This window comes from Nocardia canadensis (assembly GCF_032656385.1).
Taxonomy (GTDB): Bacteria; Actinomycetota; Actinomycetes; order Mycobacteriales; family Mycobacteriaceae; genus Nocardia; species Nocardia canadensis.
Genome location: NZ_JAVCWB010000009.1, coordinates 25,881 through 51,716 on the forward strand (window position 1 = coordinate 25,881; position 25,836 = coordinate 51,716).

Here is a 25,836-nt window from a genome sequence, read left to right on the forward strand (position 1 = left end):
TTCTACCGCAAGGAGTTTCCGTGTCCACGACCACCATCGAGCCCGACGCTTCGGCTGACCTGGAACAGGATCCCACGCCCGGCACCGACCAACCCATCGCCGTGCTCGCGCCGCTGCCTGCGGCCGCCGAGGCCGTCAGCATGGACCCGGCTGATCTGGTGATAGGCCACAACGTGCGTCCCGAAGACCAGATCGATCTCGACGCCCACCCGAAAGAGGTCGAGTCGATCCGCCGGTTCGGGGTGCGCGATCCGATCCTGGCCCAGCGCGGCCCCGACGGACACGTCGTGGTCATCGACGGCCAGGTCCGCGCCTTGATCGCCCGCACCCTCGGTCTTGCGAAGGTCCCCGTCTACATCGAGGCCACCGACCGGTCGATCGATGATCCGGAACGGTTGATCGAGCGGGCGTTGGATCAGATCAACCTCAACGACCGGCGCATCGAGTTGACCGATTCCGCGCGCGCGGCCGGGGTCGCCTACATGCTCGACCTCGGTGCCACCGCCACCCGCATTGCCGAGGGCTTGCAAACCGACACCGCGCGGGTTCGCAAGGCCGGAAAGATCGGTCGATCGAGCACCGCGCGGAACCTGTTGGACACCAGTCAGTTCAGTCTCGACCAGCTCACCGTGATCGCCGGATACGAACAGCTCGGCGATCACGCCGCGGTGGAGAAGCTGTCGTCGGTGCGGTGGAACTTCGACTACGAAGCCGAGCTGATCGCCGCCGACCGCGCCCGACGCCGCGACCGTCTCACGGCGGCCCTGCCCTTCGCGGCGGCCGGGCATCCGATCCTCGAGGTGGACTCCGTCGATGTCGACCACGACACCTATGTCCCCGTCGACGACCTCGTCGATGCCGCCGCCGGACCGGTCAGTGTCGAGATGATCGATGCCGACCCGCGGCGGTGGGCGGTGGCGATGGATCTGGTCGAGGACGCCGAACTCGTCGACCCCGACACCGGGGAGGTCATCGACCCCGACACCGTCGATTTCGACGCCGACCACCCGGGCATCGAACCCGCTGACGGGCTGCGCAGCGTCACCGGTCTGGTGTACCGGGACATGTGGATGCCCAGCTACTACCTGCCCGTCGACCAGCTCGACACCGCAAAGCTGCACCGGCGAGACCTCGAAACCAGCGATGACCGCCCCGATGACGACGACGGCGGCGGCGATCGTGCCCGGGTCGCGGCCGAACACGCGGCAGCCGAGAGCGCCCGTAAACGTGAGGAGCGGCGCCGGGTGATCGAGCTGAACAAACGCGGCGCCGCCGCGAAGACGCGGCGGCTGGAGTTCCTGACCCGGGTACTGGCGTTGCGGACTCCACCGCCGGGCAGCGCCGAGCTCGTCGCGACCTCACTGGCGCGCGACACCACCCTGCTCGGCGGAACCCGCGCCCGAACACTGGCCTTGACGCTGTTCAACGCCGACACCAGCACCGGTCTCACCGACACCGCAGCATCAGCCGTGGCAGGCAGGGCGTGGGTCATCACCCTCGGGCTCGTACTCGCCGCCCACGAATCAACCCTCGACAAGGACTGCTGGCGCACCCACGCCTGGCAGGGCAACACCGTCGCCGCCTACCTGCATTTCCTCGCCGCGGTCGGTGAACACCTGGCCGGTCGTGGGCGCGGCAGCGATCAGACTGAGCAGTTCCGGCTCGTCGACGTCGAGCTCGCTGCCGCTGGCGATCTCGACTACCGCACCATCCCTCTCGATCAGGATCGGACTGAGGTCGTGACCGGTGAGGAGGGCACCGTCGGCGAGCACGACGTCTCGGTGGACGAGCAGCTCGCGCCGGCGGCGTGATCGGTGGGGCGGTCCGGATCGAAGGGGACGACTCGGACCGCCCCGCTCACGATAGCGCCGCTGCTGTCGCGCCGTTGGGCTGTCGCGTGCCCGAACCCCGGCTCATCTCATCTGCCGTCCGGGTCGCTGTTGCGGGCCGGGTCGCGCCGGACACACGGATCCGGTGACTGCTCCTCGAGTTCACAGCACTTCATGGACGGGAGCACATGTTGGTGTCTTGTCGAGACGCCCGCGCATCCGAGCCATCCGGCCTGGCGCCGTCAGAGCGCGAATCCACCTCCGGACCAATCCGATCCGACATCGCTGAGGAACGCTCGCGTACCCGCGCCAGCGCTTGTCGATCAGTCCTACCCACCCCTCTACTTGTACGAAGGAGTTCGTCATGGCTGGTGACACAGTCATCACTGTCATCGGGAATCTGACCTCCGATGTCGAGCTGACTTTCATACCCGCTGGTGATGCAGTAGCGCACTTCACGGTCGCGTCGACCCCGCGGGTGTTCGACCGCAACACCAATCAGTGGCGTGACGGAGAGGCGATGTTCTTGCGCTGCAACATCTGGCGCGAGGCCGCGGAGAACGTCGCCGAGTCGCTGACCAAGGGCGCACGCGTCATCGTCGCCGGCCGGCTCAAGCAACGCAGCTACCAAACCCGAGACGGGGACAAACGCACCGTGTTCGAGCTCGAGGTCGACGAAGTCGGCCCGAGCTTGCGGTTCGCCCAGGCCCAAGTAACCCGCACCGGACGCAGACCGAACAACGGCAACGGCTTCGGCGCCGACACCACGACGACCCGCGCGACCCGCACCGCCGACTCCACCGCAGCTGCGCCCCGCGCGGATGCTTCTGATCCGTGGGTCTCCTCCGCCCCGGCGGCCAGGGGCAGTCAGGCGTGGGCCGAGCCGGCGCTGGCCGGTGTCGGTGTGAGTGCTTTCGGACAACCACCGTTGTGACTGACCCGTTGTGACCTGACCCGGTTCTGCCATACCGCTGCGGCGGCGAGCGGGGAGGTAGGTGGTGGGTCGGGGCACCGTGCTGGGATGGGCCCAGCCGCTCGAGGGCTACCAGGCCATCGTGCGCCACGCCGTCGGGCCCGCGCCCGGCGGAAACGAACCCCCCGCGCCCGACCCAGCGATGGCCGCGGTCCGGTGGTGTGCGCGGGGAATTCGCCCCCGCACGCAAATTGGCGCGTTCCCGCCGTCGTGTCGCCCGCTGTCCTGGTGAACAGCCCTCGGCTGGGCCCACCCCAGCCCGGCACCCCTATTTCGCGAAAAGCGTGACAGTTCCAGCGCGCCTGGGTGCCGCACTATCCTCGCCATCCACAGTCAGGAGAACAGCTGTGTCCGTTCACGCATCCACCGTCTCCCCCACGACCACGCTCGCCACATACAGTGTCGAGCCCGGGTTCGACTGGCACGATCTCACTCTGTCTGCCTCCGATGTCACCGGCGCCAAGCCGCCATCTGACGAGCCCGCCACCAAATCGGTGACGGCGGTGCCGGATACGAGGTCGTTCCTGGATGCGATCGAAGCGATCGAACTCACCTTCGACACCGACCGCAAAGCCGCGATCACCATGTTCCGGCCCGCGTTGGACTTGGCGACCGACGCCGACTGGGACCTGTTGGACTTCATGGTCGAGTGCTTCACCCTCTACCCACGTGAGTCCGCGCTGCTACGTCTGCGCGCCCGCTGGTCCGCCGGTGACGAAACCGAACGCGAACGGTTGGTGCGGTTGGTGCCCGACACCGACCCCGGCTTGCACTCCCACGACAACCACGCCCTGGCCCAGCTCATCGAAACCCGCGCCCGAACCAACAAAACCAGCGTGGCCGAGGAGTTCGCGAAGTTTCAGGTCCAGCTCGCCGCCGCCGAGATGCCCCGCCAATCCATCCGGACCTGGCGCAACCCGCTGCCGCGCCTGACCATGCCCGCTTCCCGCCGCATCGACGCCGCCCGCCTGGACCCCGAGCAGATCCGGGCCCGCGTCCTTGCACGGGGCAAGCGTCGCCCTGCCGAGCCGGAACCGGCCGAGGTCACCGCGTATATGCGGGAGAGCTTGTTCGTCGACACCGATGTAGTCGAGCAAGCCCGCCTGCGCCAACGATGGGCTGAGCTGATCGCGCGCGGAGTCACCTTCACCGCCGGTGCGCCGCGGGGGTGGACTCCGCGACGCCCCGGTGACCGTGCGCCGCTGCCCGCGGAGTTGTCCGAGGCGATGTGGGATCACCAATACTGCGTGCACGTCGCCGACCAACGCGACCACGACCGCGCCCTGGCCGGTGAAACGGTGAAGTCCCCCGAACACTCCCACGCCTGGGCCGCCGAACGCACTGGGCTGCGCTCACGCGCCGACCGACGCGAGGGGTTCGTGTTCCAGGGCAACGGTCTCGACGACTTCGCCACCGCGATGACCCCGGTCGCCGGATGGCGGTGCGTGTCGTGCTTCATCGAACGCCCCACCACCGACCAACGCCCCATCCACGTCCGCGACGGGGTGATGCGTAGCGACGACGGGCTCTGCGACTACTGCCGCAGCGACAACCGCACCGGCCTGCCCGCACTCCCCGACGGGTTCACCGTCACCAATCTCGCCGTCGCCTACTGCACCTACTTCGTCGAGCACTACCACGACGCCGCCTACAGGTTGATCACCGAGGTGTGCCGTCGGGCACCGGAATGGTTGATCGCAGTGATCGACAAGTTCCTGGCCGCCCACCCCGACCTGCCCGGCGCCCCGCCACAGGTCGAAGACGATGCTGATCCTGAGTACATCTCGGCACCCACCGCGTCGAAGCGTCGCCGCGGACCGGTGGTGCCGCCCGGCCAGCGGCCCGGCCGGTGTGAGGGCTGCACCCGCTACACCCCCGTTCACGACGACGGGTTCTGCACACAGTGCCGGGTCCACCTCGGCCTGCACATCCCCACACCGCGCGAGCGTCGACTCGTCGCCGCCTGACCCACCCCCCAGCACGTAGTCGGCTGGGGCACCGCCAGATCCGCGGTGCTCCAGCCACTGCGCTTCACCTCGAGGAGGCCCGCCCGTGTTTCACCGCGCCCGTCACACCCGCGCTCGCCGCCGGTTCCTCCGTCAACGTCGGCGCCGCCTCACTCAGGTGATGATCACCGTCCACCTGGCGGCCGATCCTCGCTCGATGATTTACGGTCACCGACCCGGTGACCCCTACCTGTTGGCTGATCGGTTCCTGCTCGACAATCCCAGCGACGCCGACGACTTCGCGGTCCTCGACCGCATCTTCGCCGCACTCAACGACCACCCCCACCCCGCCGACGTCGAGCACACGCGCCGCTGGTACCAACACCGCCACCGATCCCTCTCGGTCGGCGACATCGTCACCATCGACCACCGCCGCTACGCCTGCACACCCTGGTCATGGGACGCGCTCCCAGCCGACTGAACGAACGCGCCCTGCGGCTGCGGCCGCGCCCGGTCCCGTGGGCGGGCCCGCCGCGACGGTCGCGGGCCCGCCCTCGGCAATATGGCCGGTCACCTCCCCTCCGCTTCCATGTCCCGCGACCACCTATCGCTTACGCCACCCCACCTACGCACCCGCAACCTCACGCTCCGCGCACCGCACACTGACGATCGCCCCCCCGCTTTCACCCCCATCACCCCCACACATCCTCTTCTCCGCACCTTTTCAAAGGGCAGACATCTGGCATCTCGGATAACGATCCGATAACGCCCGTGTCGATAGTTGTCCATCGTTGCCCAGAGTTGTCGAACCGAATTAATTGTCGCTTGCGGCAACATAATTCATTGATGCTTCATGGAGGTATGGTCGCGACTATTCATCGAGTCGCCGCGGGAAACGGCTATCAATATTATCTGCGTCAAACCGCCGCCAACGACCGAACCGCTCGCGGGCGGTCATCGCTGTCGCAGTACTACTCCGATCATGGTGAAGCACCCGGACGCTGGCACGGCACCGGACTGGGCGCACTCGACCTCACGGCCGGGTCGGAAGTGACCGAGTCCCAGATGAAATCGCTGTTCGGGGAAGGTCTTCACCCGAACAGCGAGCAGATCAGGACCGAGGTCTACGCACGCCAGATCGCGCTCGGCGCAAGCGACCGTGACGCCACCCGAGCGGCCGAGAAGGCAACGAAACTGGGCAACAAGTTCGCCGCCTATGAGGTTCGTTCGGAGTATCGGAAGCGTTGTTCTCAGGCCTATCGTGCACATAATTCAGCACGGAATATGGAACCCACTGCCGCCATTTCCGACGACGAACGCGCACGCATTCGCACACACGTGGCGACCGAAATGTTCACCGACGAGTACGGTCGCGCACCCCTGAACGCGAGAGAGTTGTCGGGTTGGGTCGCCAAGAACTCGCGCGTCAACCAGACCGCGCTAGCCGGTCTCGAGATCACTTTCTCCCCCGTGAAGAGTGTGTCTGTGCTGTGGGCGTTGGGACCACCGGATATGGCGCGGCGGTTGGAGGCTGCCCACCAGCGCGCGATCAGTGATGCGTTGGCGTGGTTGGAGCGCAACGCCGTGATCACCCGGCTGGGCCGCAACGGCGTCCGCCACGCCGAAGTCGATGGCATCGTCGCGGCCTGTTTCACCCATCGCGACAGCCGCGCAGGCGATCCCGACCTGCACACCCACGTCCTAGTCGCCAACAAAGTCCGCACCCTGGACGGTAAATGGCGCACGATCGACTCACGTCTGTTCCATGAAGCGGCCGTCACGGTCTCGGAGATCTATGACTCCCGCCTCGAGCACTACCTCGAACTCGCCCTCGGTCTGCAGTTCGAAACCCGTGCCGACCGCGACGTCCACCAGGTCCCGATCCGCGAAGTCATCGGTGTCCCTCTAGAACTGATCCACGCCTGGTCGCAACGCGGTACCGCGATCAACGCGCGCCTGGACCAGCTCACCGCCGATTTCCAGGCAACCTTCGGCCGCGAACCCACCCCCGAAGAGGTCTACGGCCTGGCCGATCGGGCGACGCTGGAAACCCGCCCGGCCAAACACCTCCCGCAATCACACACCCAGCAACGGCAAACCTGGCGGGAACAAGCCACCACGGTGCTCGGTGGCCGTGAGCCAGTTGACGCGGTGATAGTGGCCGCGGTGTCGGTGCCACCGATACCGCGTCCGGATCCGGACGCCGCGTTCATCGCCGCCACCGCCGAACGTGCGCTGGCCGCCGTGTCGGAGAGGCGCTCGACGTGGCGTCCGTTCAACCTGCGGGCCGAGGTCGAACGCCAGCTCCGCGGCCGGATCAGCCCCGCCGACTGGGCCTGGGTTCCCGACAAAGTCGTCGCCGCCGCCCTCTCACCGCGGTCTACAGTCGCGCGCGGTGATCCCGACCTCACCGAAGAACCCGAGCTGCGAGCGGTGCCAGCCTGGTTGCACCACCGCGACGGCACCCCGGTACACGTTCGTCCGAACTCCCAGATCTACACCACCCAAACCACTCTCGACGTCGAAGCCGCACTCATCGAACTGTCCATCGAACCCGGCGCCCGCACCCTGGCCCCCGGACTGCTGGCCGACGCGGTCACCGAATACAACACCGCGCATCCTGATCGGCCGCTAAACGCCGGCCAGGTCGGTGTCATCTCGTCCTTCGCCACGTCGGGGTTGCGGGTGCATACCGCCAACGCTCCGGCCGGCACCGGTAAGACCACCGCGATGCAAGTTCTCACCAGCGCATGGCATTCCAGCGGCGGCACCGTCCTCGGGATGGCACCCACGGCCGCGGCGGCCGCTGTTCTGGGGGAGTCGATCGGTACTCGTGCCGAGACCGTCGACAAGCTGCTCGACGTCCTCAACCGCCACTCCCCCCGCCCGGATTCGCCCACGATGATGCGGGATCATCCGCCGTCGTTGCCGCAATGGGTCCTCGATATCGACAACACGACGCTGGTGATCGTCGACGAGCACGTCAAACTCGGCAACACCAAACGCCTGCAACTGCTGCGGTTCCTGTCCCGACGCGGGGCCACGGTGCGCTGCATCGGCGACGACAAGCAACTGCCCGCGATCGACGCCGGTGGCGCCGACGCCGACATGAACGCCGCCTCCCCCGAACACACCCTGACGCTGTCCCACGTCGTCCGGTTCGCCTCCACCGGCGAAGCAACCGCGTCGATCGGGCTGCGCGAGGGCGACCCAGCCGCATTGGCCTGGTATCTGGACAACGACCGCATCCACGCCGGGCACACCGGATCGGTCTACGACGACACCTACACAGCTTGGGCCGCCGACCATAACGCTGGTCGGTATGCGGTCATGTTGGCGCCCACCCACGAGGTCGTGACCGCGCTCAACGCCCGCGCCCGCGCCGACAGACTCACCCGAACCGGTACGAAACCAGAGACCGAAGTGGTCCTCGCGGACGGGCTTTGCGGCTCTGTCGGTGACACCGTGCGTACCCGACGCAACAACCCGAAGCTGCGTTTCGGCCAGACGGATTGGGTTCGCAACGGCTACTCCTGGACCATCACCGCCGTCCACGAAGACGGTTCACTGACGGTGGCGCATCGACGCGGCGGCACCGACAGCGACAACACCGTACGGCTCCCGGCCGAGTACGTGCGCGCCCAAGTGCACCTCGGATACGCCGCGACCATCGATTCCGCGCAGGGAATCACCGCCGAAACCTGCCATGTCGCGTTGTCCGGGCGCGAATCCCGCCAACAGTTCTACGTCGCGATGACCCGCGGAATCCACGCCAACCACGCGCACGTCGCGACCGCCCTCGACGGCGCCGAAGGCTCGATCTACACCGAACCCGCCGTCTACCCACGCACCGCGGTAGAAGTTCTACAGCGCGTTCTGGCGCGCGACGGGGCCCAGAAATCCGCACACACCGAACTTCGTGACGCCCTGGATCCGGCACTGCGCATCGGGCGGGCGGTCGATATCTACCTCGATACCCTCGGCCTGGCTGCCGAACAGGCCCTCGGCAGCGACCGTCTCACCGAACTCGACCATGCTGCCGACACCATCCACCCCGACCTCACCGACAGCCCCGCCTACCCGGTCCTGCGTCAGCACCTGGCCCTGATCGCACTCACCGGCGCCGACCCCATCGCCGCACTCCGAACCGCCGCAAGCAAACGGGAACTCGACACCGCCGATGATCCCGCTGCGGTGCTGGACTGGCGACTCGACCCGACAGGCGCCCATTCCGCCGGCACAGGACCACTGCCCTGGACACCGGGACTACCCCACGGCGTCACCGATGACTCTCTCACCGAACCTGTTCGGGCCCGCGAACGGATTGTGGCCGCTCTTGCCGAACAAATCCGTGACTCCGCGCGACGGTGGACGCCGGGCAATGTACCCGCGTGGACGCGGCCACTGCTCGGGACCGATCCCGCGTTGCTGGGTGAGCTCGCGGTGTGGCGGGCCGGACTCGGTGTCCCCGACACCGACACCCGACCCGCCGGACCCGACCGCTACACCGACCTCGAACGCCTGCACCAGAAACGCCTGCAACAACGCGTCATCGACACCTACGGCGACCCGACCCTGCCCCGCAATCGGTGGGCCGAGGTCGTCGACGACATCGATCCGCGAATCAGCACCGACACCTTGTGGCCGATCGTGGCCGACAAAATCGACCTCGCCGACCGCGCCGGACTCGACATCACCACCCTGCTCACCGAAGCCGCCGCACAACGACCACTACCTGACGAGATGCCCGCCGCGGCCTTGTGGGCGCGCCTGGAACTGGAACCATCCGCCCTCGACACCACCGGCACCGACCCCCTCCGACCCGACTGGCTACCCGACCTCGAAGCCGTCCTCGGCACCGACACCGCCGAACACCTCACCACCGAACCGGCCTGGCCTCGGGTCGTCGCCGCCGTCGAACGCGCCACCAACACCTGGTCCCCCCGCGACCTGCTCTTCACCGCCTACGAACTACTCCAAGGCGCCCAACCCGACGACGCCGCACCGCTGCGTCCTGATCAACTCGCTGCCGCTCTGGCCTGGCGGATCGACGCGCTGCACCACCACACGCCGACACCAACATCACCTGCCCAGCGCCCAGAACCGGCAACGCCTGAACCGATCGCACCGGACGTCGATAGCGCACCCACGCCCACCGTCGCTACAGCGGAGCCGACCCAGCCCGAAGCCGAAGATGCTCGTGTCGCCGCCGTTATCAGCGAACCCACCGATAGCGACCAGCCCACCGGCATCGACCGCATCGCCGAATTGTTCGCGACCGGGCGAGTCGCCGACGCTGTCGCTGAGTTCCGCAGTTTCAACACCGGACTGTCCGACGATGAACAGGCGATTCTCACCGCCGTCTCGGAAACTCTCTATCAGTACAGCTTCCCCGTCGCGCAAGCCCGACTCCGCTGGGCCGCCCAACAATTCCCGCAACACCAGGCGCTGATCCAGGCCTGCACACCCTCGACAGATCCGCGCACCTTCCGCCGTGACACCGAACCCGACCACGACCGCACCCGGCCCGTCTACGACCACCGCGAACGCGTCGACCCCACGATCACACCGGCTGTTCTCGACCCGATCCGGGCCGCGGGCAACGACGTGGTCGACACCTACCTTGCCGACCCCGACACGCACGACAACCGCAATCTGGCGGCGACGAACGGCGACCGAGCGGCAGCGGTTGGTTATCCGATCGACTACGACCTGGCCGCGATACCCGCCATCGTCGGTCTTCCGTGTGTCGATTGCAGCATCGAGCGTCCCGGCAGTGCGAGCTCTCCCGTGCCGCCCAGGATCTCTGACGACGGCCTATGCCACGACTGCCGCGACAACGAACGACCAGGCATCCCCGAACACAACCCCGCAGTGCACCTCACCGCACGCTGCGCACACATCGCCGAAACCCACCCTGCGCCGACGGCATTAGCGATGCTGCGCCGCGACTGGCGCTCACTCGATCAGGTCGGTCGCAGACTCATCGAGCAATGGCTGACCGACAACCCGATCCGCGAACAACCACTCCCAGTCCTGGATCCCCTGCAACGTCTCTCGGATCGCGAGCTCGCCGAGGCGATCGATGGGCTTACTCAGCGGCTGAGCAATATCGCTGCCGAAGCCGAGATCTTCGCCCCGATTCGCCGTGACGACGTGGCCACTATGCCTGATCCGGTCGTGGCCGAACTTCGGCGAACCGCCGAGGACGCACAACTGTCCGCGCACCGGCACGCCCATGAACTCGACACCGCTGTCCGAGCGCTTCACACCACCGCGAACGCGCTCGACACCGCACGAGAGGACCTCGACGCCCTGCCAGTGACGCGGCGCCGCCAGCGGAAGACCCTGCAGGCCCACATCAACACCCTGGTCCGCGAACACCGCGAGCGCAGCGAAACGCACGAGCGGATCCGAAACGCCGCACGGGCAGCGAACCGTCACGCCAACGACCTACTCGCCCGCGCCGAACACGCCGCCACCGAGGACGAACACCGCCGTCTCGCAGAACAAGCACGCGCAGCCAGCAGCGCTGCCACCGAACGCGAGCAAGCAGCCGTGGCGCTACACGACGGCCTCGGCTCCGCACTCGCTGACCACCGCGCAGAACTACAGAGACGACGAACCCTCTCACCACCGCAACGACAACGCGAGGACTACGCACGAGCTGGACTCAGCTCAACAGCCGAGGATTTCAGCCCAGACCGAAACACCGACCCCGACGGAAACAAGCCGAGACCGGGAACCGACCTCGGCCGGTGACCTACAACATACGACACGAGGTGTCGGATGTAGGTGACGGTGCCGGCGCAGCGCTGCGGACCGAGGTGGGCGGTGCGCCCTGCGGTGACGACGTCGTGCCAGGGCGGTGCGGTGGCGGTGGCTGGGGTCCGCCGTTGGCCAGCACGACCGCACTGGCCGGGGTGAGGCGCTGGTCGAGTTCGTCCAGCAGGGTGGTTCGGTCGGTCCAGTGGAAGCTGGCGCCCATGGTGACCAGATCGAGAGCCGGCAGGTCGAGGGTGTCGAGGTGGTAGGAGTCGCCCTCGCGCCAGCTAATGTTGTCGATCTCGGCGGTGGCGGCGAGCGCGGCTCCTTCGTCGAGCATGTGGGGATCGGGTCGACCGCGTACCGGTGGGCGACCAGCGGTGCCAGGCGCAGCGCGATCTGGCCGGTGCCGCACCCGAGGTCGAGCACGGACTGGGTGCCGTCGAGACAGATGCGCTCGCTCACGGTGGTGAACAGCGCGGTCGGGTAGCCGGGCCGGTAGCGGGGTGGGGGGCGGCGGTGAACAGGCCACGCAGGTCGTAGGCCAGGTGTAGCGGGGATCTGCGTGCGTGTCTCGGCCAGCACGCGGGTGGTTCCGTCTCGGTCTGCTCATCGCCGCCGGCAGCGTTGTTGTCTGGTTGTGCCAGTGAATTCCGGCGTCTTTTCGGCGGGTGCCGGCGTCACAGATCGCGGCCCCAGGTAGATCACGGGATGCCGGGACTGCACGAAGCATTTCGGGGCCTATTGACACAGCACAGACGACGCCGCGCCACCCCTGTGAGGTAGGAGCGGCGCGGCGTCGTCTGTGCTGTGGATCAGAGCAGGGTGTAGACGGTTATGAAGGCGAGGAACAAAGTGAGGCTAGCTCCGAAGCCGATCGCGGCTTCACGCATGCTCGCGAGCGCGGTGGCACCGTTGGCGTAGGCCAGTACCCCGGCGGCGAACCCGGCGATGACCGCGAGTAGAGCGATGCCTACCAGCAGCAGCACCTTGGTGGGGATGGTCATCGGAATGCTCCCGTTCGATCTCGTAGTGATTTCCCGGGTTCCAGTGCATCCGATCCGATGCCCCGCAACGCTTCCCGAGGAAGGGCTAAAGTGCCTCTATGCAGGCACGAACGAATTCGCGAGTCGCTGCGACTCGCCACCGTGGCGGTGAGCGCGGGCCGCAAGGAACCCGCTGTCGGTGACGGGGAAGAGAGACGACGCCGACCATCGCTTCTTCGCCGCGCTAGACCGGTTGCACGCCCGGGCGGGCAAACCGAGCGCTGAGCATTTGTCTGCGGTGACCACGCGAATCATCGGCCGGACGGTTCCAGCGAAGACGATCCAGGGGTGGCTGGGCGAGAAGGACACCGATCGCGTTGTCCCGCGCAAGGGGCGCGGCTACACCTGCGTGATCGGGTATCTGCTCGAAAGTTCAGACACACCGGACCGCGAGATGGTTCAGGCCAAGAACGAATGGGAGCGGCGCCGCGAGGCCGCTGCACGGGCCACAGCGGCCAACCGAAAGGCCGCCGCCATCGAAGTCCCGGCCACGAGCGAATCGGTCGGTGTGCCGATTGCTCAAGTAGAAGACCCATTCGCTCTCGAAGTGCACGCGCTGATCACCGCCGATCACGCGGGCAAGTTGCCGCCACTGCCGCCGTACGTGACTCGCCCACATGACGAGCGGCTGGCTGCGGTCGTGCAGCGCGCGATCGGCGGCGAGAGCGCGATCGCGGTGATGCTGGGCGGATCGTCGACGGGTAAGACGCGCGCACTGTGGGAGGCGCTGGCCATGCTGCCGCAGAGCGAGTGGAGGCTGTGGCACCCGCGCTATCCGACCCGCCGTCAGGAATTGGTTGCCTCGCTGAAGAACGTCGGCCCGCACACCGTGGTCTGGCTCAACGAAACCCAGCGATTCTTCTCGGTTAGCGCCGAGGAGCAGGAGGCCACCGCCAATATCCTCGACGCAACGCTCTCCGACCCACGTCGGGCACCGATCCTGGTCTTGGGCAGTCTCTGGCGCGAGCACTACGCCGCGCTGTGCGCCGATCCTGGCTCACCTGCCCGCCGCCTATTCAACCATGAGACGATCATCGAGGTGCCAGCGGCGTTTACAGGGGACGATCTGGCAGCGATGCGCCTAGCGGCCGAACAGGATCCCCGGCTGGCGCAGGCCTGTGACCGCGCCGTGAACGGAGAGGTAGCACAGTACCTCGCCGGCGGTCCGGAGCTTATCGACCGCTACAGGTATCAGGTTACGGATGCTTCGCGGGCGCTGATCGAAGTCGCAATGGACGCGGTACGGCTAGGACGGCTAGGGCACATCAACGCTATCCCGGCTGCGTTGCTGAGCGATGCCGCACGTGACTACCTCAGCGACGCCCAATGGGCCGAAAGGGCCGAGAACTGGTTCGAAGTTTCCGTGGCCGAGACCAGTCGTTCCTGCAAAGGCACACGAGGGCCACTCACCTCCGCCTACGACCGCCTACGAGATAGCCGAAAGACCTACGGCGGGGGTACGGCGGAGCCTGCGTATCAGCTAGCTGAATACCTCGATCAGTACGGTCGCCGTCGTCGCTCGCGCCTGATACCACCGCTCAGTTTCTGGGCCGCCGCCGCAGCGCACGCCTACCCCGACCAGCAATACGATCTCGGTGACGCAGCATGTGATCTCGGCCTGTATCGCGAGGCCGCGCAACTGTGGAAGAACGCCGCAGGCCGTGGTCACTCAGGTGCTGCTCACCACCTCGTCACCGAACTGCACGCGATTTTCCCTCGCGATCGGCGCCCCGCGAGTTGGGTGGTCACTCGTATGGGCTTCGACGACTTGGGGTGGGTGGCCAGGCTACTCGAGCACTTGCGCAGGACAGACGCGCGCGACCAGGCGAGGACCTTAGCTGAGCGAGCTACCGCTCACGCTCTACCTCCCTACATTCCGTCCGAAGACCTGGCTTCGCTGCTGCGAGTGTTGCGGAAACTAGGCGCCGGGTCAGTGTGGGCGCTCGCCGAGCGAGCCGCCAGACAGCCCGTGCTCGACAATGCACGGGGGGTCTGCTGGCTGCTGGAACAGCTACCGCAGGTCGGAGCCTACGAGGAGCAATTTGCCCTGGCTCGGCGTGCTGGCGCCGATGTCCTTCTCTACGACATTGACGCCAATGCTCATTGGGTTAGCGGCCTGGTGTTCCAGCTGCAGATGTTGGGTGCCCACGAACAAGCGGATGTACTGGCCAAGCGAGCTGCCCGCCAGGTCGACATCAACAACCTGTCGGCAGTGACCCTATTGTTGAAATGGATGCGGCGTTCACTAACCCCGTCTGACCATGTGTCGCCACTGTCCGAACGAATTGCCGAAGAATTCGTCCTCAACGACCCGGGGCAGGCATCGGCTCTACTGGAGGAACTGCTGTTCCGTACTGACAGGCACGTCGAGACTGACAGGCACGTCGAGGCGTTCGCGCAGCGGATCGCCGCCAAATTCGGACTCAGCAATTCGCACCGAGCTGCCGAGGTGTTGGCTCAGCTACGAGCCAAGACCAGCGAAGGGCCTGATCCGCAGATGGCGGAACCATCACCAATCAAGAAGGTGGAAGCCGCCACCGAGCGAGCTCCTCAGCTCGAATCATTCCGCCCGCGCCCTTCATATCTGAAAGTCTCGCCAGGCCAGGGAGATCGGTTCCGATTCGGCCGCAAACCCGAAGATGGAAGCCCTTGCCCTGCCGAGCCGTGGTCGTGGAGCGATCTGGCCTGATTCGAGATCCATCTCGGCTACGACAGCGAACGGGAGGCGTCAAACGTGCCAGGAGGCCCGCACGTTATCGCAGTGTCGGCCACGATTGCCATGACTCTCTAACGTCCGATACTCACGATTCGTGGCCAAGGGTGCGCGGAACCGGTGGAAACCGTCGTTGGAACAGCGGCGATTCGACGTGGCGCTCCCCGTGCGGTTCTGCGGTCGTGACACCGGGTGTCTTAGGGGCGGCCCGGTCTCCACATCGGGCCGCCCGAGGAGTTCGACACCGTGTCCAGTCGCGGATGGGCACCGGGGCTGAGTCGGTGCTCCCGACCGGTTTCCTGACGGATGGGGACGTGACATCAGTGCTGGTCGTAGGGGTGTGGTCACTATTTTGAGAAAGGCCTACGGCGCCGGGATACAGGTGGCAGTGAAATAGCATCCGCACATCTCGCTGGGCTGCGGCCGCCGCACTGTCGAGACAGATCCCTGGTCGGCCGATAGGCCCCCGATCATCGAGCCGGTGAACAACGTCCTGATCGACACGCAGCGCACAAGTCGAACTGGGAGGCCATCGGGTCGCGTGAGGTCGAGCAGAATCAGCGGCCTCCGCGGTCATACCAGAACTGTCCGCCGACACCCCTGGCCATGGTCGTTTACGCAGGTCACACCAGCCGGTAGCGTGAGCGGTGCCCCAAAGTGGGTTGGGGACCAGCGCAATCGAGGAAGGTTGGTCCCGGCCGGAGTTTCGGCCGGGACCGGCTTTGCCTGCCGCTGGTCAGCTGGGAACTGGTGATGGTGTAGTCGCGGCCGGACACCAGTCGTACTTCCTCTCTACGAGATGGCACCGACCTTTGGTGGTGCCCGGCTCAACGAGCTGCGGCTGCTCCAGGCTCGCGTCAGGCTTTGCCGACGCCGGGAGTCGGAGCGCGAGTCTATGACCGCGCGGCCGACGACAACCCAGTCATGCCCATCCGGCTGCCCGAGCGCCCGTCGCACGCCGGTGATGCCCGGAGCCGCCACCACATCGGAGGTACGCGATGAGTAAAGGATCGATGAGCCACGACGACGCCGACCGGATCTCGGCGGCAGCCGCAGCCGACCCGAGCAGTCCTACCGCCACGTCGGGCTTCGACGATCGGGCCCAGGCCGCCGCCGATCGCAACGACGACGGCTACGACGATGACGACTACGAGGATGAGGAGTAACCGACCCTGACGTTCTGCCGCCCCGCCGATTCGCGCCGGGGCGGCAGAACTTGCCGGTCAGGGCTGCCCAGTCAGCCGCGTCCACTCCGCGGCCACCTTCGCGCTGCGGGCCAGGCTGTACGCCATGGCTCGGCGCCCGACCGGTGTGGCCTCGGGGCCGGTGAACCATCGCGCGATCGGTTGGCAGTTCTTGTCCAGGTTGCAGTCCGCGCAGCAGGGTTCCAGGTTTTCCGGTGAGCTGTCGCCGCCGTAGGCGATCGGTCGAACATGGTCGATACACATCGCCTTGGCACCGCAGTACACGCACCGGGCACCGCGGGCGACCAGGGCGCTGCGCAGCGGCTTGGGGATGTAGCGTAGCCGCTCTCGACAGTCCTGGCACCGCCCACTGAACCCCTGGTCAAAGTTGATTTCACCGCCACACTGCACGCAGACCGCAGGTTCACCGGCAGCTCGCCTCTCCTCGCGGCGCGCCGACCGCTCGGCTTCACGTCGCCGACACGAAACGTGGAAATCCACGCCGGTCTTGCTGCGAACCGGTTGCCCGCAGTACACACATACGCGCTTGACGTACCCACCGTCGGCGGGACCGGGCGGTGCCGAACTGGTCAACGGCCGGGTCGCGGTCGATCAGGCCGACGTGGTGGTGCCGCTGGGCACGGCGCCGTAGACCGTCGGGTCCGGGCCGGTGCGAATGCCGGTGTCCAGGGTCGCGAGCAGGTCGTGGTCGTCGAGGGCCAGCTCGAAGTCGAAGACCTCCATGTTCGACCGGATTCGTTGCGGCGTAACCGATTTCGAGATCACGATGTTGCCGAGCTCAAGATTCCATCGCAGCAGGATCTGCGCCGCGGTCTTGCCGTGCCGTGCCGCGATCGCGTTGACCGTCGGGTCGTCGAGGAGCTGCCCGTGTCCGAGCGGGCTCCATGCCTGGGTGGCGATCCCGTGGCGGGCGTTGAAGTCGCGCAGTTCGGTCTGGGCGAAGCGGGGGTGCAGTTCGATCTGGTTGACCGCGGGCACGGTGTCGGTCTCGACAAGAAGCCGTTCGATCTGGGCCGGCGGGAAGTTCGAGACGCCGATCGAGCGGGCCAGGCCGTCGCTCTTGATCTTCTCCAGCGCGCGCCAGGTGTCGACGTAGAGCTCCCGCGACGGCACCGGCCAGTGGATCAGATACAGGTCGAGGTAGTCCAGGCCGAGGTTGGCCAGGCTCTTGTCCACCGCGGCGAGGGTGGTGTCGTAGCCGAGGTCGGTGTGCCAGACCTTGGTGGTGACGTGGAGTTGGTCGCGAGGGATCCCGGACGCGGCGATGCCCGCGCCGGTTCCGGGCTCGTTCTTGTAGTAGGCGGCGGTGTCGATCGCCCGGTACCCGGCTTCGAGCGCGGCCGCGACCGCTGGAGGTGCCTCGTCGTCGGGGACGCGGAAGACGCCGAAGCCGAGTTGTGGGATGGTGGTTCCGTCGTTGAGCACGACGTCGGGAATCTCGGATGCCGACATTTCTGGTCTCCTACCTGGGCGGTTCTCAGTCGGGGATCGGGAAGCGATAGCTCATACGGACGGTGTCGGCGGCGATCACGGCGAGCATGACCTCCACCGCGCGGCCTGTCGTGTCATAGACGACGCGGGTCAAATCCAGGACCGGGGTGCCGCCGGGCAGCTGCAACGCGACCGACTCCGGAGAGCTGGGCATGCGCGCGCTCCACTCCTCGCTGATCTCATCGAGCGGGTCACCGGCCTCGTCGAGGCGGGCGAAACCGCCGCCGGGGCCGGACTTCTCCTCGGTCAGCAGGGTGCCCAGCGCGAGATCGAGCGGGTAGTAGGAGTCGGCGAGCTGGTGCGGGCGGCCATCGACCACCGTGGTGCGTTTACGCACCCACACCGGGTCGCCTTCGGCGATGCCGAACGCGGCCGCCACGGTCGCGGGTGCGGGGGTTTCGCCGAGTTCGCGGTAGAGCTGTTTGACCGACAGCCCCTGCCCGCCGGCCTCGGCGTCGTGGATGGCGGTCCCGCCGGACTTCCATCGCGAGCGGGCATAGCGTTCGATGCCGTGGCGTTTGGGCTGGGCGCGCTCGCGCACGAACACGCCCTTGCCCTGGCGCGAGATGACCAGGCCCTGTTGGCGCAGCAAGTCAATGGCCTTGCGGGCCACGCCGGTGCTGCACAGGTAGGTGGTGCGCAGGTCCTCATAGGTCGGCAGCTGGTCGCCCGCGGCGTATTCGCCCAGTTCGATGCGTGCTCGGATGTCGTCGGCGATCCGGGTTTGGATTGTCCGCTCGTCGGTGATTTCGCTAGCCACGCAAGTCACGGTAGCAGGAGCACACCGCACAATCGGCACAGCACTTTGCTAGCAAAGTGGTTGACTGTTTGTGTGGCAGAGCTTACATTCGGTTGATCGTCATTCGCGGGCCCACCGCAACGCACGGTCGCCCCGCTCAATGCCGACTCGCACCCCGGACCGGGGGCGACCGCACGCGCATTTCAGGGGGCACGATGACTCGACTTCCCACCTCCCTACAGACCTCGCCGTATTTGACGCGCGTCGATCCCGGCGCCCCGCCACCGGTTCGGTATTTCTCAGACACGTCCGGGCCGACCGACCCGCACAGCGACCCGCCCGGCGAAGGGGCCGTGTTCGGGATCGTCGGGCTCGAACGGCGCGTCGACTGGCACACCGATGCCCGCATGCTCGACCTGCTCATCGCCTGCGCGCGCCGTCCCCGCGACCGCGCCGAGCTCGCGCACCGGTTCGGCGCCACCCTGGTGGACGAAGCCGTCACGCGGAGGTGGATCCAGGACCCGACCGAGTTGTGCCGGGACTACCACCTGGTCTCCGGCGAGATCGAGGTCACCGCCCACTGCAACTGGGGATGCCGAAGCTGCCCGGTCGCGGTCGACCCCAAGCCGCGCCAGACGATGTCGATGGCGGTGTTCGGCGAGATCATGGCCAAGCTGGTCGCCCACGGCGGCATCGACTACGTGACGTTCCAGTTCTTCAACGAACCCACCCTGGACCGGCACTTCGCCGAGCGCGTCGAGGTACTGGCCCGGTACGGGATGCCGTTGGCGCTCTACACCAACGCCTCCGCGCTCACCGCACCGAAGATCGAACTGCTGGCCCGGACCGGGGTGGTGCGCACGCTGGTGGTCAACCTCCCCAGTGACGACCCGGTCGAGTTCGCCGACCTGACCGGTTCCCGCAGCTATGCCGCGAGCACCCGCAATGTCGAGGCCGCGCTCGCGGCCGGCCTGCCGGTGCAGATCGGGGTCAACGGTGTCGGCGAGCGCGGCGCGGCCAACCTCGACGGGGTACGGCGCCGCTACGCCCCGCTCGGCGCGACGGTCACCGCGAACCTGATGTGCGATCGGGCCGGGGACGTCGGTGGGGAGTTCGCGCAGAACCTGCACATCACCGGCCCACTGACCGGGTGCGGGTACCCGGTCCATCACGCCAGCTTCAGCGTCGGCGGCGACCTGTTCTTGTGCTGCAACGACTACTACCAGCGCGAACGGTTCGGCAACATCGCCGACGGGTCGATCCGCGACCTGATGACCAGCGACGCCGCGGTCTTCGCACGCCGCAAGGTCTTCGGCGTCGATACCGCCGCCGACGACTTCGTGTGCCGGCGCTGCCACAACCAAACCCGCGACTTTCCCGCGCGCGACTTCGCGCCGATCGCCATCTTCGGATGAGGCACCAGATGATGAACATGCAACGGCCCGTGCGGATTTGGTACGTCGCCGCCCAGCGGCTGTGCAATTTCTCCTGTGACTACTGTGTCTCCACCGGCGAGTGGGCCAAAAGCAACCGCCAGGACTGGCGCACCGAGCAAGACCGCGACGACTTCGCCGCCATCGTCGACTGGATCGGCACCCGACCCTTCCCGGTCGATGTCCGGCTCGGCACGCTCGGCGAACCGTTCGCCTCCCCGGTGTTCCTCGACCGCGCCGCGTGGCTCACCCGCCAACCCGGCGTCCGGTTCGTCGAACTGCTATCGAACGCCTCCCTGCTGCAACGGCGTCTGCCAAAACTGGAGGCCACGGCCAATCTCGGCAAGTTGTCGCTGTGGCTGACCTGGCACGACGGACAGATGCCACTCGATAAGTTCATCGCCGCCGCCCGGTTCGCCCAAGACACCTACGGCTGCTTCGTCGTGGTCAACACCCTGCTGTTCGCCGACCACGACACCACCACCATCACCGCAGTCAAGGCCGCCGCCGACGCCGCGGGCCTGCGGTTCAACGTCGACCTCGGCTACGACCCCTCAGTGCCCTCCGACACAGAGACCGGCACCGACACCACGGCCGCGGTGCCGGTGCTGCGCACCGGTGGTGACGTGCTCGCCGCGGTCGCGGCCTGCGGTGGCGACCCCGAACTCACCCAGGCCGCGTTGGTCGGGTTGACCTCACCGCAGGATCGCGCGTGCCGCGCCGGCTCGGACTATGTGTTCATCGACATCCACGGCGACCTCTACCGGTGCTCGCGCTACGCCGCCCTCGGCCGCCACCGCTACGGCAACGTCCTCGACCCCAACTTCGACCTCCAACTGCGTGAAAACACCTGGGCACCGTGTGAAGCCGCTTCCGGCTGCGCCAACAAGGAGGACTTCCTCAACCTGCGCCTGGCCGAGCACCTGCGCCCCACCGTCGTGCCCAGCCTCGGCTGGGCCGACGCCTGAACCTACCGCCCACAACACCTGCCCGCATCATGAGGAGATCGACGATGCTGCTCACCGAGATGACCTGGCACGACTTCGATACCCGCAGACAGCGGGGCCTGGTGGTCCTGCCGATCGGGGCCGTCGAGCCCCACGGCCCGCACCTGCCCCTGGGCGCGGACACGATGATCAGCGACTACTTCGCCCAACGCTTGGCCGCCGACCTCGACGCAACGATCGCGCCGAGCATCGGCTACGGGGTGGCCACCCCGCCTCAACGCCTCGGCGGGGTCTTCCCCGGCGTCCTCGCCGTCACCGGATCGACCTTCACCCTACTGGTCACCGAGATCCTGACCGCCCTGGCCGAACACGGCGCGCGGCAGGTGGTGATCGTCAACTCCGCGATCGACAACCTCAGCTTCCTGTGCGAGGCCGCCCGGATCGTCACCACCGCGTTCGGCGATGCCCGGATCATGATCGTGGCTTGGTGGGACGTCGTAGGTGAGCCGTTCCGCAACGCCCTGGCGGCAGAAACCGGCGTCGCCCGCACCGACGACCACCACGCGGGCATGGTCGAATCCAGCCTCACCATGCATATTGCCCCGGCCGCGACCCGCGCCGGTCTCGCCGCCACCGATCCGGTGGTGTCGACGGCGCGCCGGTTCAGCTACGACGTGTTCCCCCTGCCCCCGGATGCCGCGACCGGCTCGGGGATCGTCTACACCGCGCACAAGGCCAGCGCCGAGATCGGTGCCCGCGTGGCCGATCAGGTCGCCCGCGAGATGGCGGCCGCGGTGCGGCTCGAGTCCGGCCTCGAGGCGATGGGGCGCTGATGGACACCGAGACAACGCATTTCCTGTTCTCGCCGTCGGCGACGTACCCGCGACCGGTCGCGTGCCTGATCGACCGCGACGCGCGCATCGTCCATGCCTGGAGCAGCGACCTCGACCAACCCGCGCCGCAGACCCGACCGCCGGGGTATCTGCGCGGCTGGAACCACGTCGAGCTCGGCGCCGACGGCGCCCTGTATGCGACCGTGCCGCTGCATTCTCTGCTGAAACTGGCACCGGACTCCACCCCGATCTGGCGCGTCGAGCTGCCCGTCCACCACGACCTGCACGTCACCGACACCGGCACCGTGTATGTCCTGACCGAGCAACCCAGACTCGTTGAGGGATCGGGCCGGGCGTTCGTTCTGCTCGACAACGCGATCACCGTCATCGACGACACCGGCGCACCCAAGGCGACCTTTTCGCTGTTCGACCTACTGACGAGCGACCGGGTGCTGTCCGCGCTGATCAGCAGCCACATCGAGCGCCGCCGCCGATCCCCCCACCACCCTGCCGCGCTGGCGACCTATCACGACCTGGCCGCCGCTGGCGCGTTGCGGGCGGGGCGCGCCGCGTCGCGGCTACTGCGGGACCTGCCTGATTCGCCAACGGATCTGTTGCACGCCAACACCATCGAGGTCCTTGGGGCCCACCCAGCCGGGCTTTGGGGTGCCGGGGACGTGCTGGTGTCGATGCGCGAGCTCGACACCATTGCCGTGCTCGACCTGGCCGCCGGTGCGGTGCGCTGGTGGTGGGGGCCGGGCGAGCTGTCCGGCCAGCACCAACCGACCCTGCTCCCGAACGCGAACCTCCTGGTGTTCGACAACGGTCAACGCCACGGCTACTCCCGTGTCCTCGAACTCGACCCCGTCGACCACACGATCGTGTGGCAGCACCGCGCTGACCCGCCGCAAAACCTGTTCTGCCCGTTGGCCGGCGGCGCCGAGCCACTACCGGGCGGCAACATCGTCATCAGTGACGCCCAGAACGGGCGGGCCCTCGAGGTGACTCGCGACGGTGACACGGTCTGGCAGGTAGTGACCCTCACCACCACCGGTGAGCGCGCCCAGTTCTACCGGATGGCGGCCGTCACCGGGCAGCGCGCCGCTGCTATGACCGGCCCGGCCGAGCACCCGGCCACCGCGGCGGCCCGAGATCTGCTCCGGTGCGAACTGCTCGACCCGGTTAGGACGAGCCGATGATCAGCATCATCATCCCGACCTTCAACCGGCCCGGACCCCTGCACCGGGCCCTGCGCAGCCTCACCCGCCAAGAACTCACCGACTTCGAGGTCATCGTGGTCGACGACGGCGGGCACCTGCCCGCCCGCCCTGTCGTCGACAGCTGGCGCACCGCACTGCCGATCCGGCTGATCGAGAGCGACCACTACGGGGTCTCGGCCGCCCGCAACACCGGATTGGCCGCGGCGACCGGTGAATTCGTTGCCTTCCTCGACGATGACGATGTCGTGTTCGCCCGGCACCTGCGCGCCGCGCACACCGTGCTCAACCGCGGCAGCGCCGACGCCGTCTACGGCGGGGCGCTGGTCAGCGACCGGTGGATCGAAGCGCCGCCGCGCGAGGTCCGCTGGCTGCCGCGCAAGGACTACGAGTTCGACGCCCGGTTCCTGCTGTGCGCCAACTACATCCACACCGGCTCGCTCGTGTGCCGCAACTTCACCGACACCGGCGCCCGGTTCACCGAGTCGATGGCCCACTGCGAGGACTGGGACCTGTGGCTGACCCTGCACCGGCGCCTGGGCTACCGCTTCGCCTACCTCGGGGAAACCACCAGCGTCTACCACCAGGTGCCCTCCTGCCGAGGCGCGGTCTCGACCGCCTACACCGCGAGTCCGACCCCGTTCACGCTGGCTCGCCGCCACCTGTTCGCCACCTGGCCCAGCACCGACGCCCAGATCGACGACTACCGCGCCTGGTTCACCGAGTTCGACGCCCGCCTCGACCAGCTCATCGGCTCCGGCCGCCGCGCCCCGGTCCACGTCTACGAGGCCGCGGTTCGGTCCCTGTACCCCGGCTTCGTTCGCGGCGAGCTCGCCGACTACGACGTGCTGGATGCGCTACTGCCCGAAAACCACTCCGTCCACCGTCAACCCGCGAAGGTCAGGTAGCCCATGCTCACCGCCGACACCGTCACCGCCTCCTACGACCAGCACGCGGCCGCGTTCGCCGCCGAAGCCGCAACCAGCGCCTACAACACCTACTACGACCGGCCCGCCGTGCTCGACCTGCTCGGTGATCTCACCGACCGCGTCGTCCTCGACGCCGGATGCGGACCCGGCCTCTACATCACCGAACTCCTCGCCCGCGGCGCGCACGTCATCGCCATCGACGCGGCCGCGAACATGATCGGCCTCGCCCGCCAGCACGCCGCCGGCCAGATCACCGTGCGCCAACACGACCTCACCCAACCCCTGTACTGGCTGGCCAACGGCTCCGTCGACGTGTGCCTGCTCGCCCTGGTCATCCACTACATCGACGACCGGATCGCGCTGCTGCGCGAACTGCGCCGCGTCCTGCGCCCCGGCGGGCACCTGATCATCTCGACCAGTCATCCCACCGCCGACTGGCTCACCACCGGCGGCGGCTACTTCGACACCGGCTGGGTCGAACAGAGATGGTCGTGCGGCATCACCCACCGCTTCTGGCACCAACCACTGCAAGCCTGGTGCGCGGAGTTCACCACGACCGGATTCACGATCGACGCGATCACCGAACACCGACCCAGCGCCGAGATGGCCCGCACCCACCCCGCCGAATACGACACCCTGACCCGGCAGCCGGGCTTCATCGCATTCCGCCTCACCTCGTCCATCGGGGTCACCGGGACCGGCGAGGGGGTCTGACATGCCAGAATGCGGCATGGCCACCATCGAACGCAATTCCCCGGAATTGCCCGTCCTCGCCGTCGTAAGCGGCCCGCCAGGGTCCGGCAAGTCCACATTGGCCCACGCGCTCGCCGCCGACATCGGCGTGCCCGCGATCATCCGCGACGAGATCAAACAGGGCATGGTCATGGCCACCGCCAACCCCGACGAGACCGGCTACGACGATCTCAACATCCCCGTCCTGCACGCCTTCTTCGAGGTCTTGACCTTGCTCGCCCGCGCCCGAGTCACCGTCATCGCCGAAGCGGCATTTCAAGATCGGCTCTGGCGGCCGAACTTGATGCCGCTCGGCACCATCGCCCAGATCCGCATCATCCACTGCACCGCACCACACCAGGTACTGCGCAAGCGGATCGCGCACCGTGCCGAGACCAACCCGCACCGCCGCGCACACAACGACGCCGGGCACCTGGCCACCATCACCACCGGCGACGACGCGGCTCCCACCTTCGTGCCGGTGAGTATGGACGTACCGGAACTGCGAGTCGACACCACCGACGGCTACGACCCCGGCCTCGAAACGATCGCGCGATTCATCACCCAACCCGATTAGCGTCGGGCCACGAACTCGGCCAGGAACCACGACCTGTGTCTAGCCGAGGGCACACCGTCGTACCCCATTCCACTGGCGCCACAATCCACGCGCCCGCCGCACCGCTCTCGTGGCGTCCGAGCCTGAGGTGAGGCCGCACGAGGAAGACGTTCAGCGATCTCGCGTTCCAGGCCTCCCGTTTTCGGCGATGGTGTAAGCCAAGTCGGTCAGCTCGTGCGGCCCCCGATCGCCTGCGCACTCGTCGCAGATATTGATCATCCGGCCGGCCAACGGGGCTGCGAAAGCCGGTAGGCCGGTGTCTTGCTCAAGCTCTTCATCCCACTCAACGGTGGTCTCCAATTGACATACGTCGCATGCCCAGGCTTGTTCATCCGTGTTGTTCGTCAATCCACAACGCTACGCCGTGCGATTGGGCAAATCGACCCGAAAGCTGCAGTGACGCACAGCAATCGAAATCCCGA

Annotated in this window: 20 protein-coding genes; 14 read left to right on the forward strand and 6 right to left on the reverse strand. The window is 67.3% G+C overall.

Annotation, left to right across the window (positions count from 1 at the left end; all coding sequences use genetic code 11):
• The first annotated feature begins 20 nt into the window (after positions 1–20).
• From Q7X29_RS23385 to mobF, 5 genes are all read left to right on the forward strand, one after another.
• Entirely contained in the window at positions 21–1,811 is a 1,791-nt protein-coding gene (locus Q7X29_RS23385) for a ParB/RepB/Spo0J family partition protein (RefSeq protein WP_280303822.1), read from the forward strand.
• A gap of 382 nt (positions 1,812–2,193) precedes the next feature.
• Positions 2,194–2,763 (forward strand): single-stranded DNA-binding protein, encoded by a 570-nt coding sequence (locus Q7X29_RS23390; RefSeq protein WP_280303819.1) that lies wholly within the window; start codon positions 2,194–2,196, stop codon positions 2,761–2,763.
• 386 nt (positions 2,764–3,149) lie between these two features.
• On the forward strand, positions 3,150–4,769 hold the full coding sequence (locus tag Q7X29_RS23395) for a hypothetical protein (protein WP_280303816.1): 1,620 nt from the start codon (positions 3,150–3,152) through the stop codon (positions 4,767–4,769).
• Between the two features lie 196 nt (positions 4,770–4,965).
• A complete protein-coding gene (locus tag Q7X29_RS23400; protein WP_280303814.1) occupies positions 4,966–5,229 on the forward strand; it encodes a hypothetical protein in 264 nt (87 codons plus the stop codon).
• 344 nt (positions 5,230–5,573) lie between these two features.
• Complete coding sequence (gene mobF / locus Q7X29_RS23405; protein ID WP_316575414.1) at positions 5,574–11,510, forward strand: MobF family relaxase; 5,937 nt, start codon at positions 5,574–5,576, stop codon at positions 11,508–11,510.
• Position 11,511: 1 nt separating this feature from the next.
• Here mobF and Q7X29_RS23410 read toward each other — a convergent pair whose 3' ends face one another.
• Positions 11,512–11,853 carry a hypothetical protein gene (locus tag Q7X29_RS23410; protein WP_280306928.1) on the reverse strand — a complete coding sequence of 114 codons (342 nt, stop codon included), beginning with the start codon at positions 11,851–11,853 and terminating at the stop codon, positions 11,512–11,514.
• A 475-nt stretch (positions 11,854–12,328) separates the two neighbouring features.
• A complete protein-coding gene (locus Q7X29_RS23415) occupies positions 12,329–12,520 on the reverse strand; it encodes a hypothetical protein (RefSeq protein WP_280306927.1) in 192 nt (63 codons plus the stop codon).
• A gap of 178 nt (positions 12,521–12,698) precedes the next feature.
• Here Q7X29_RS23415 and Q7X29_RS23420 point away from each other — a divergent pair, with 178 nt between their 5' ends.
• Positions 12,699–15,248 carry a hypothetical protein gene (locus Q7X29_RS23420; protein WP_280306925.1) on the forward strand — a complete coding sequence of 850 codons (2,550 nt, stop codon included), beginning with the start codon at positions 12,699–12,701 and terminating at the stop codon, positions 15,246–15,248.
• 1,037 nt (positions 15,249–16,285) lie between these two features.
• Positions 16,286–16,438 carry a hypothetical protein gene (locus tag Q7X29_RS23425; protein WP_316575415.1) on the forward strand — a complete coding sequence of 51 codons (153 nt, stop codon included), beginning with the start codon at positions 16,286–16,288 and terminating at the stop codon, positions 16,436–16,438.
• Between the two features lie 57 nt (positions 16,439–16,495).
• Here Q7X29_RS23425 and Q7X29_RS23430 read toward each other — a convergent pair whose 3' ends face one another.
• From Q7X29_RS23430 to Q7X29_RS23440, 3 genes are all read right to left on the reverse strand, one after another.
• A complete protein-coding gene (locus Q7X29_RS23430) occupies positions 16,496–16,957 on the reverse strand; it encodes an HNH endonuclease (protein WP_316575416.1) in 462 nt (153 codons plus the stop codon).
• 111 nt (positions 16,958–17,068) lie between these two features.
• Positions 17,069–17,929, reverse strand: a complete 861-nt coding sequence (locus tag Q7X29_RS23435) for an aldo/keto reductase (protein ID WP_280306923.1) — start codon at positions 17,927–17,929, stop codon at positions 17,069–17,071.
• Positions 17,930–17,954: 25 nt separating this feature from the next.
• Positions 17,955–18,728 (reverse strand): GntR family transcriptional regulator, encoded by a 774-nt coding sequence (locus Q7X29_RS23440; protein ID WP_280306922.1) that lies wholly within the window; start codon positions 18,726–18,728, stop codon positions 17,955–17,957.
• A 332-nt stretch (positions 18,729–19,060) separates the two neighbouring features.
• Between Q7X29_RS23440 and Q7X29_RS23445 the strand changes: the two genes are divergently transcribed.
• From Q7X29_RS23445 to Q7X29_RS23475, 7 genes are read left to right on the forward strand one after another with little or no spacing between them, the layout of a single operon-like run.
• A complete protein-coding gene (locus tag Q7X29_RS23445) occupies positions 19,061–20,122 on the forward strand; it encodes a radical SAM/SPASM domain-containing protein (protein ID WP_280306920.1) in 1,062 nt (353 codons plus the stop codon).
• Positions 20,123–20,130: 8 nt separating this feature from the next.
• Positions 20,131–21,108, forward strand: coding sequence for a hypothetical protein (locus tag Q7X29_RS23450; protein WP_316575417.1), 978 nt, complete (start codon positions 20,131–20,133; stop codon positions 21,106–21,108).
• 44 nt (positions 21,109–21,152) lie between these two features.
• On the forward strand, positions 21,153–21,920 hold the full coding sequence (locus tag Q7X29_RS23455) for a creatininase family protein (protein WP_280302078.1): 768 nt from the start codon (positions 21,153–21,155) through the stop codon (positions 21,918–21,920).
• Positions 21,920–23,119 carry an arylsulfotransferase family protein gene (locus Q7X29_RS23460; RefSeq protein ID WP_280302080.1) on the forward strand — a complete coding sequence of 400 codons (1,200 nt, stop codon included), beginning with the start codon at positions 21,920–21,922 and terminating at the stop codon, positions 23,117–23,119. The genes Q7X29_RS23455 and Q7X29_RS23460 overlap by 1 nt, the downstream gene beginning before the upstream one ends.
• Positions 23,116–24,045, forward strand: a complete 930-nt coding sequence (locus Q7X29_RS23465) for a glycosyltransferase family 2 protein (protein WP_280302082.1) — start codon at positions 23,116–23,118, stop codon at positions 24,043–24,045. The genes Q7X29_RS23460 and Q7X29_RS23465 overlap by 4 nt, the downstream gene beginning before the upstream one ends.
• A gap of 3 nt (positions 24,046–24,048) precedes the next feature.
• The gene (locus Q7X29_RS23470) at positions 24,049–24,780 is read left to right on the forward strand and encodes a class I SAM-dependent methyltransferase (protein WP_316575418.1); all 732 of its coding nucleotides are present in this window, start codon (positions 24,049–24,051) and stop codon (positions 24,778–24,780) included.
• A gap of 16 nt (positions 24,781–24,796) precedes the next feature.
• A complete protein-coding gene (locus Q7X29_RS23475; protein WP_280302086.1) occupies positions 24,797–25,375 on the forward strand; it encodes an AAA family ATPase in 579 nt (192 codons plus the stop codon).
• 150 nt (positions 25,376–25,525) lie between these two features.
• Here Q7X29_RS23475 and Q7X29_RS23480 read toward each other — a convergent pair whose 3' ends face one another.
• Positions 25,526–25,762: a hypothetical protein gene (locus tag Q7X29_RS23480; RefSeq protein WP_280302088.1), complete on the reverse strand. Its 237-nt coding sequence runs from the start codon at positions 25,760–25,762 to the stop codon at positions 25,526–25,528.
• Positions 25,763–25,836: the final 74 nt, after the last annotated feature.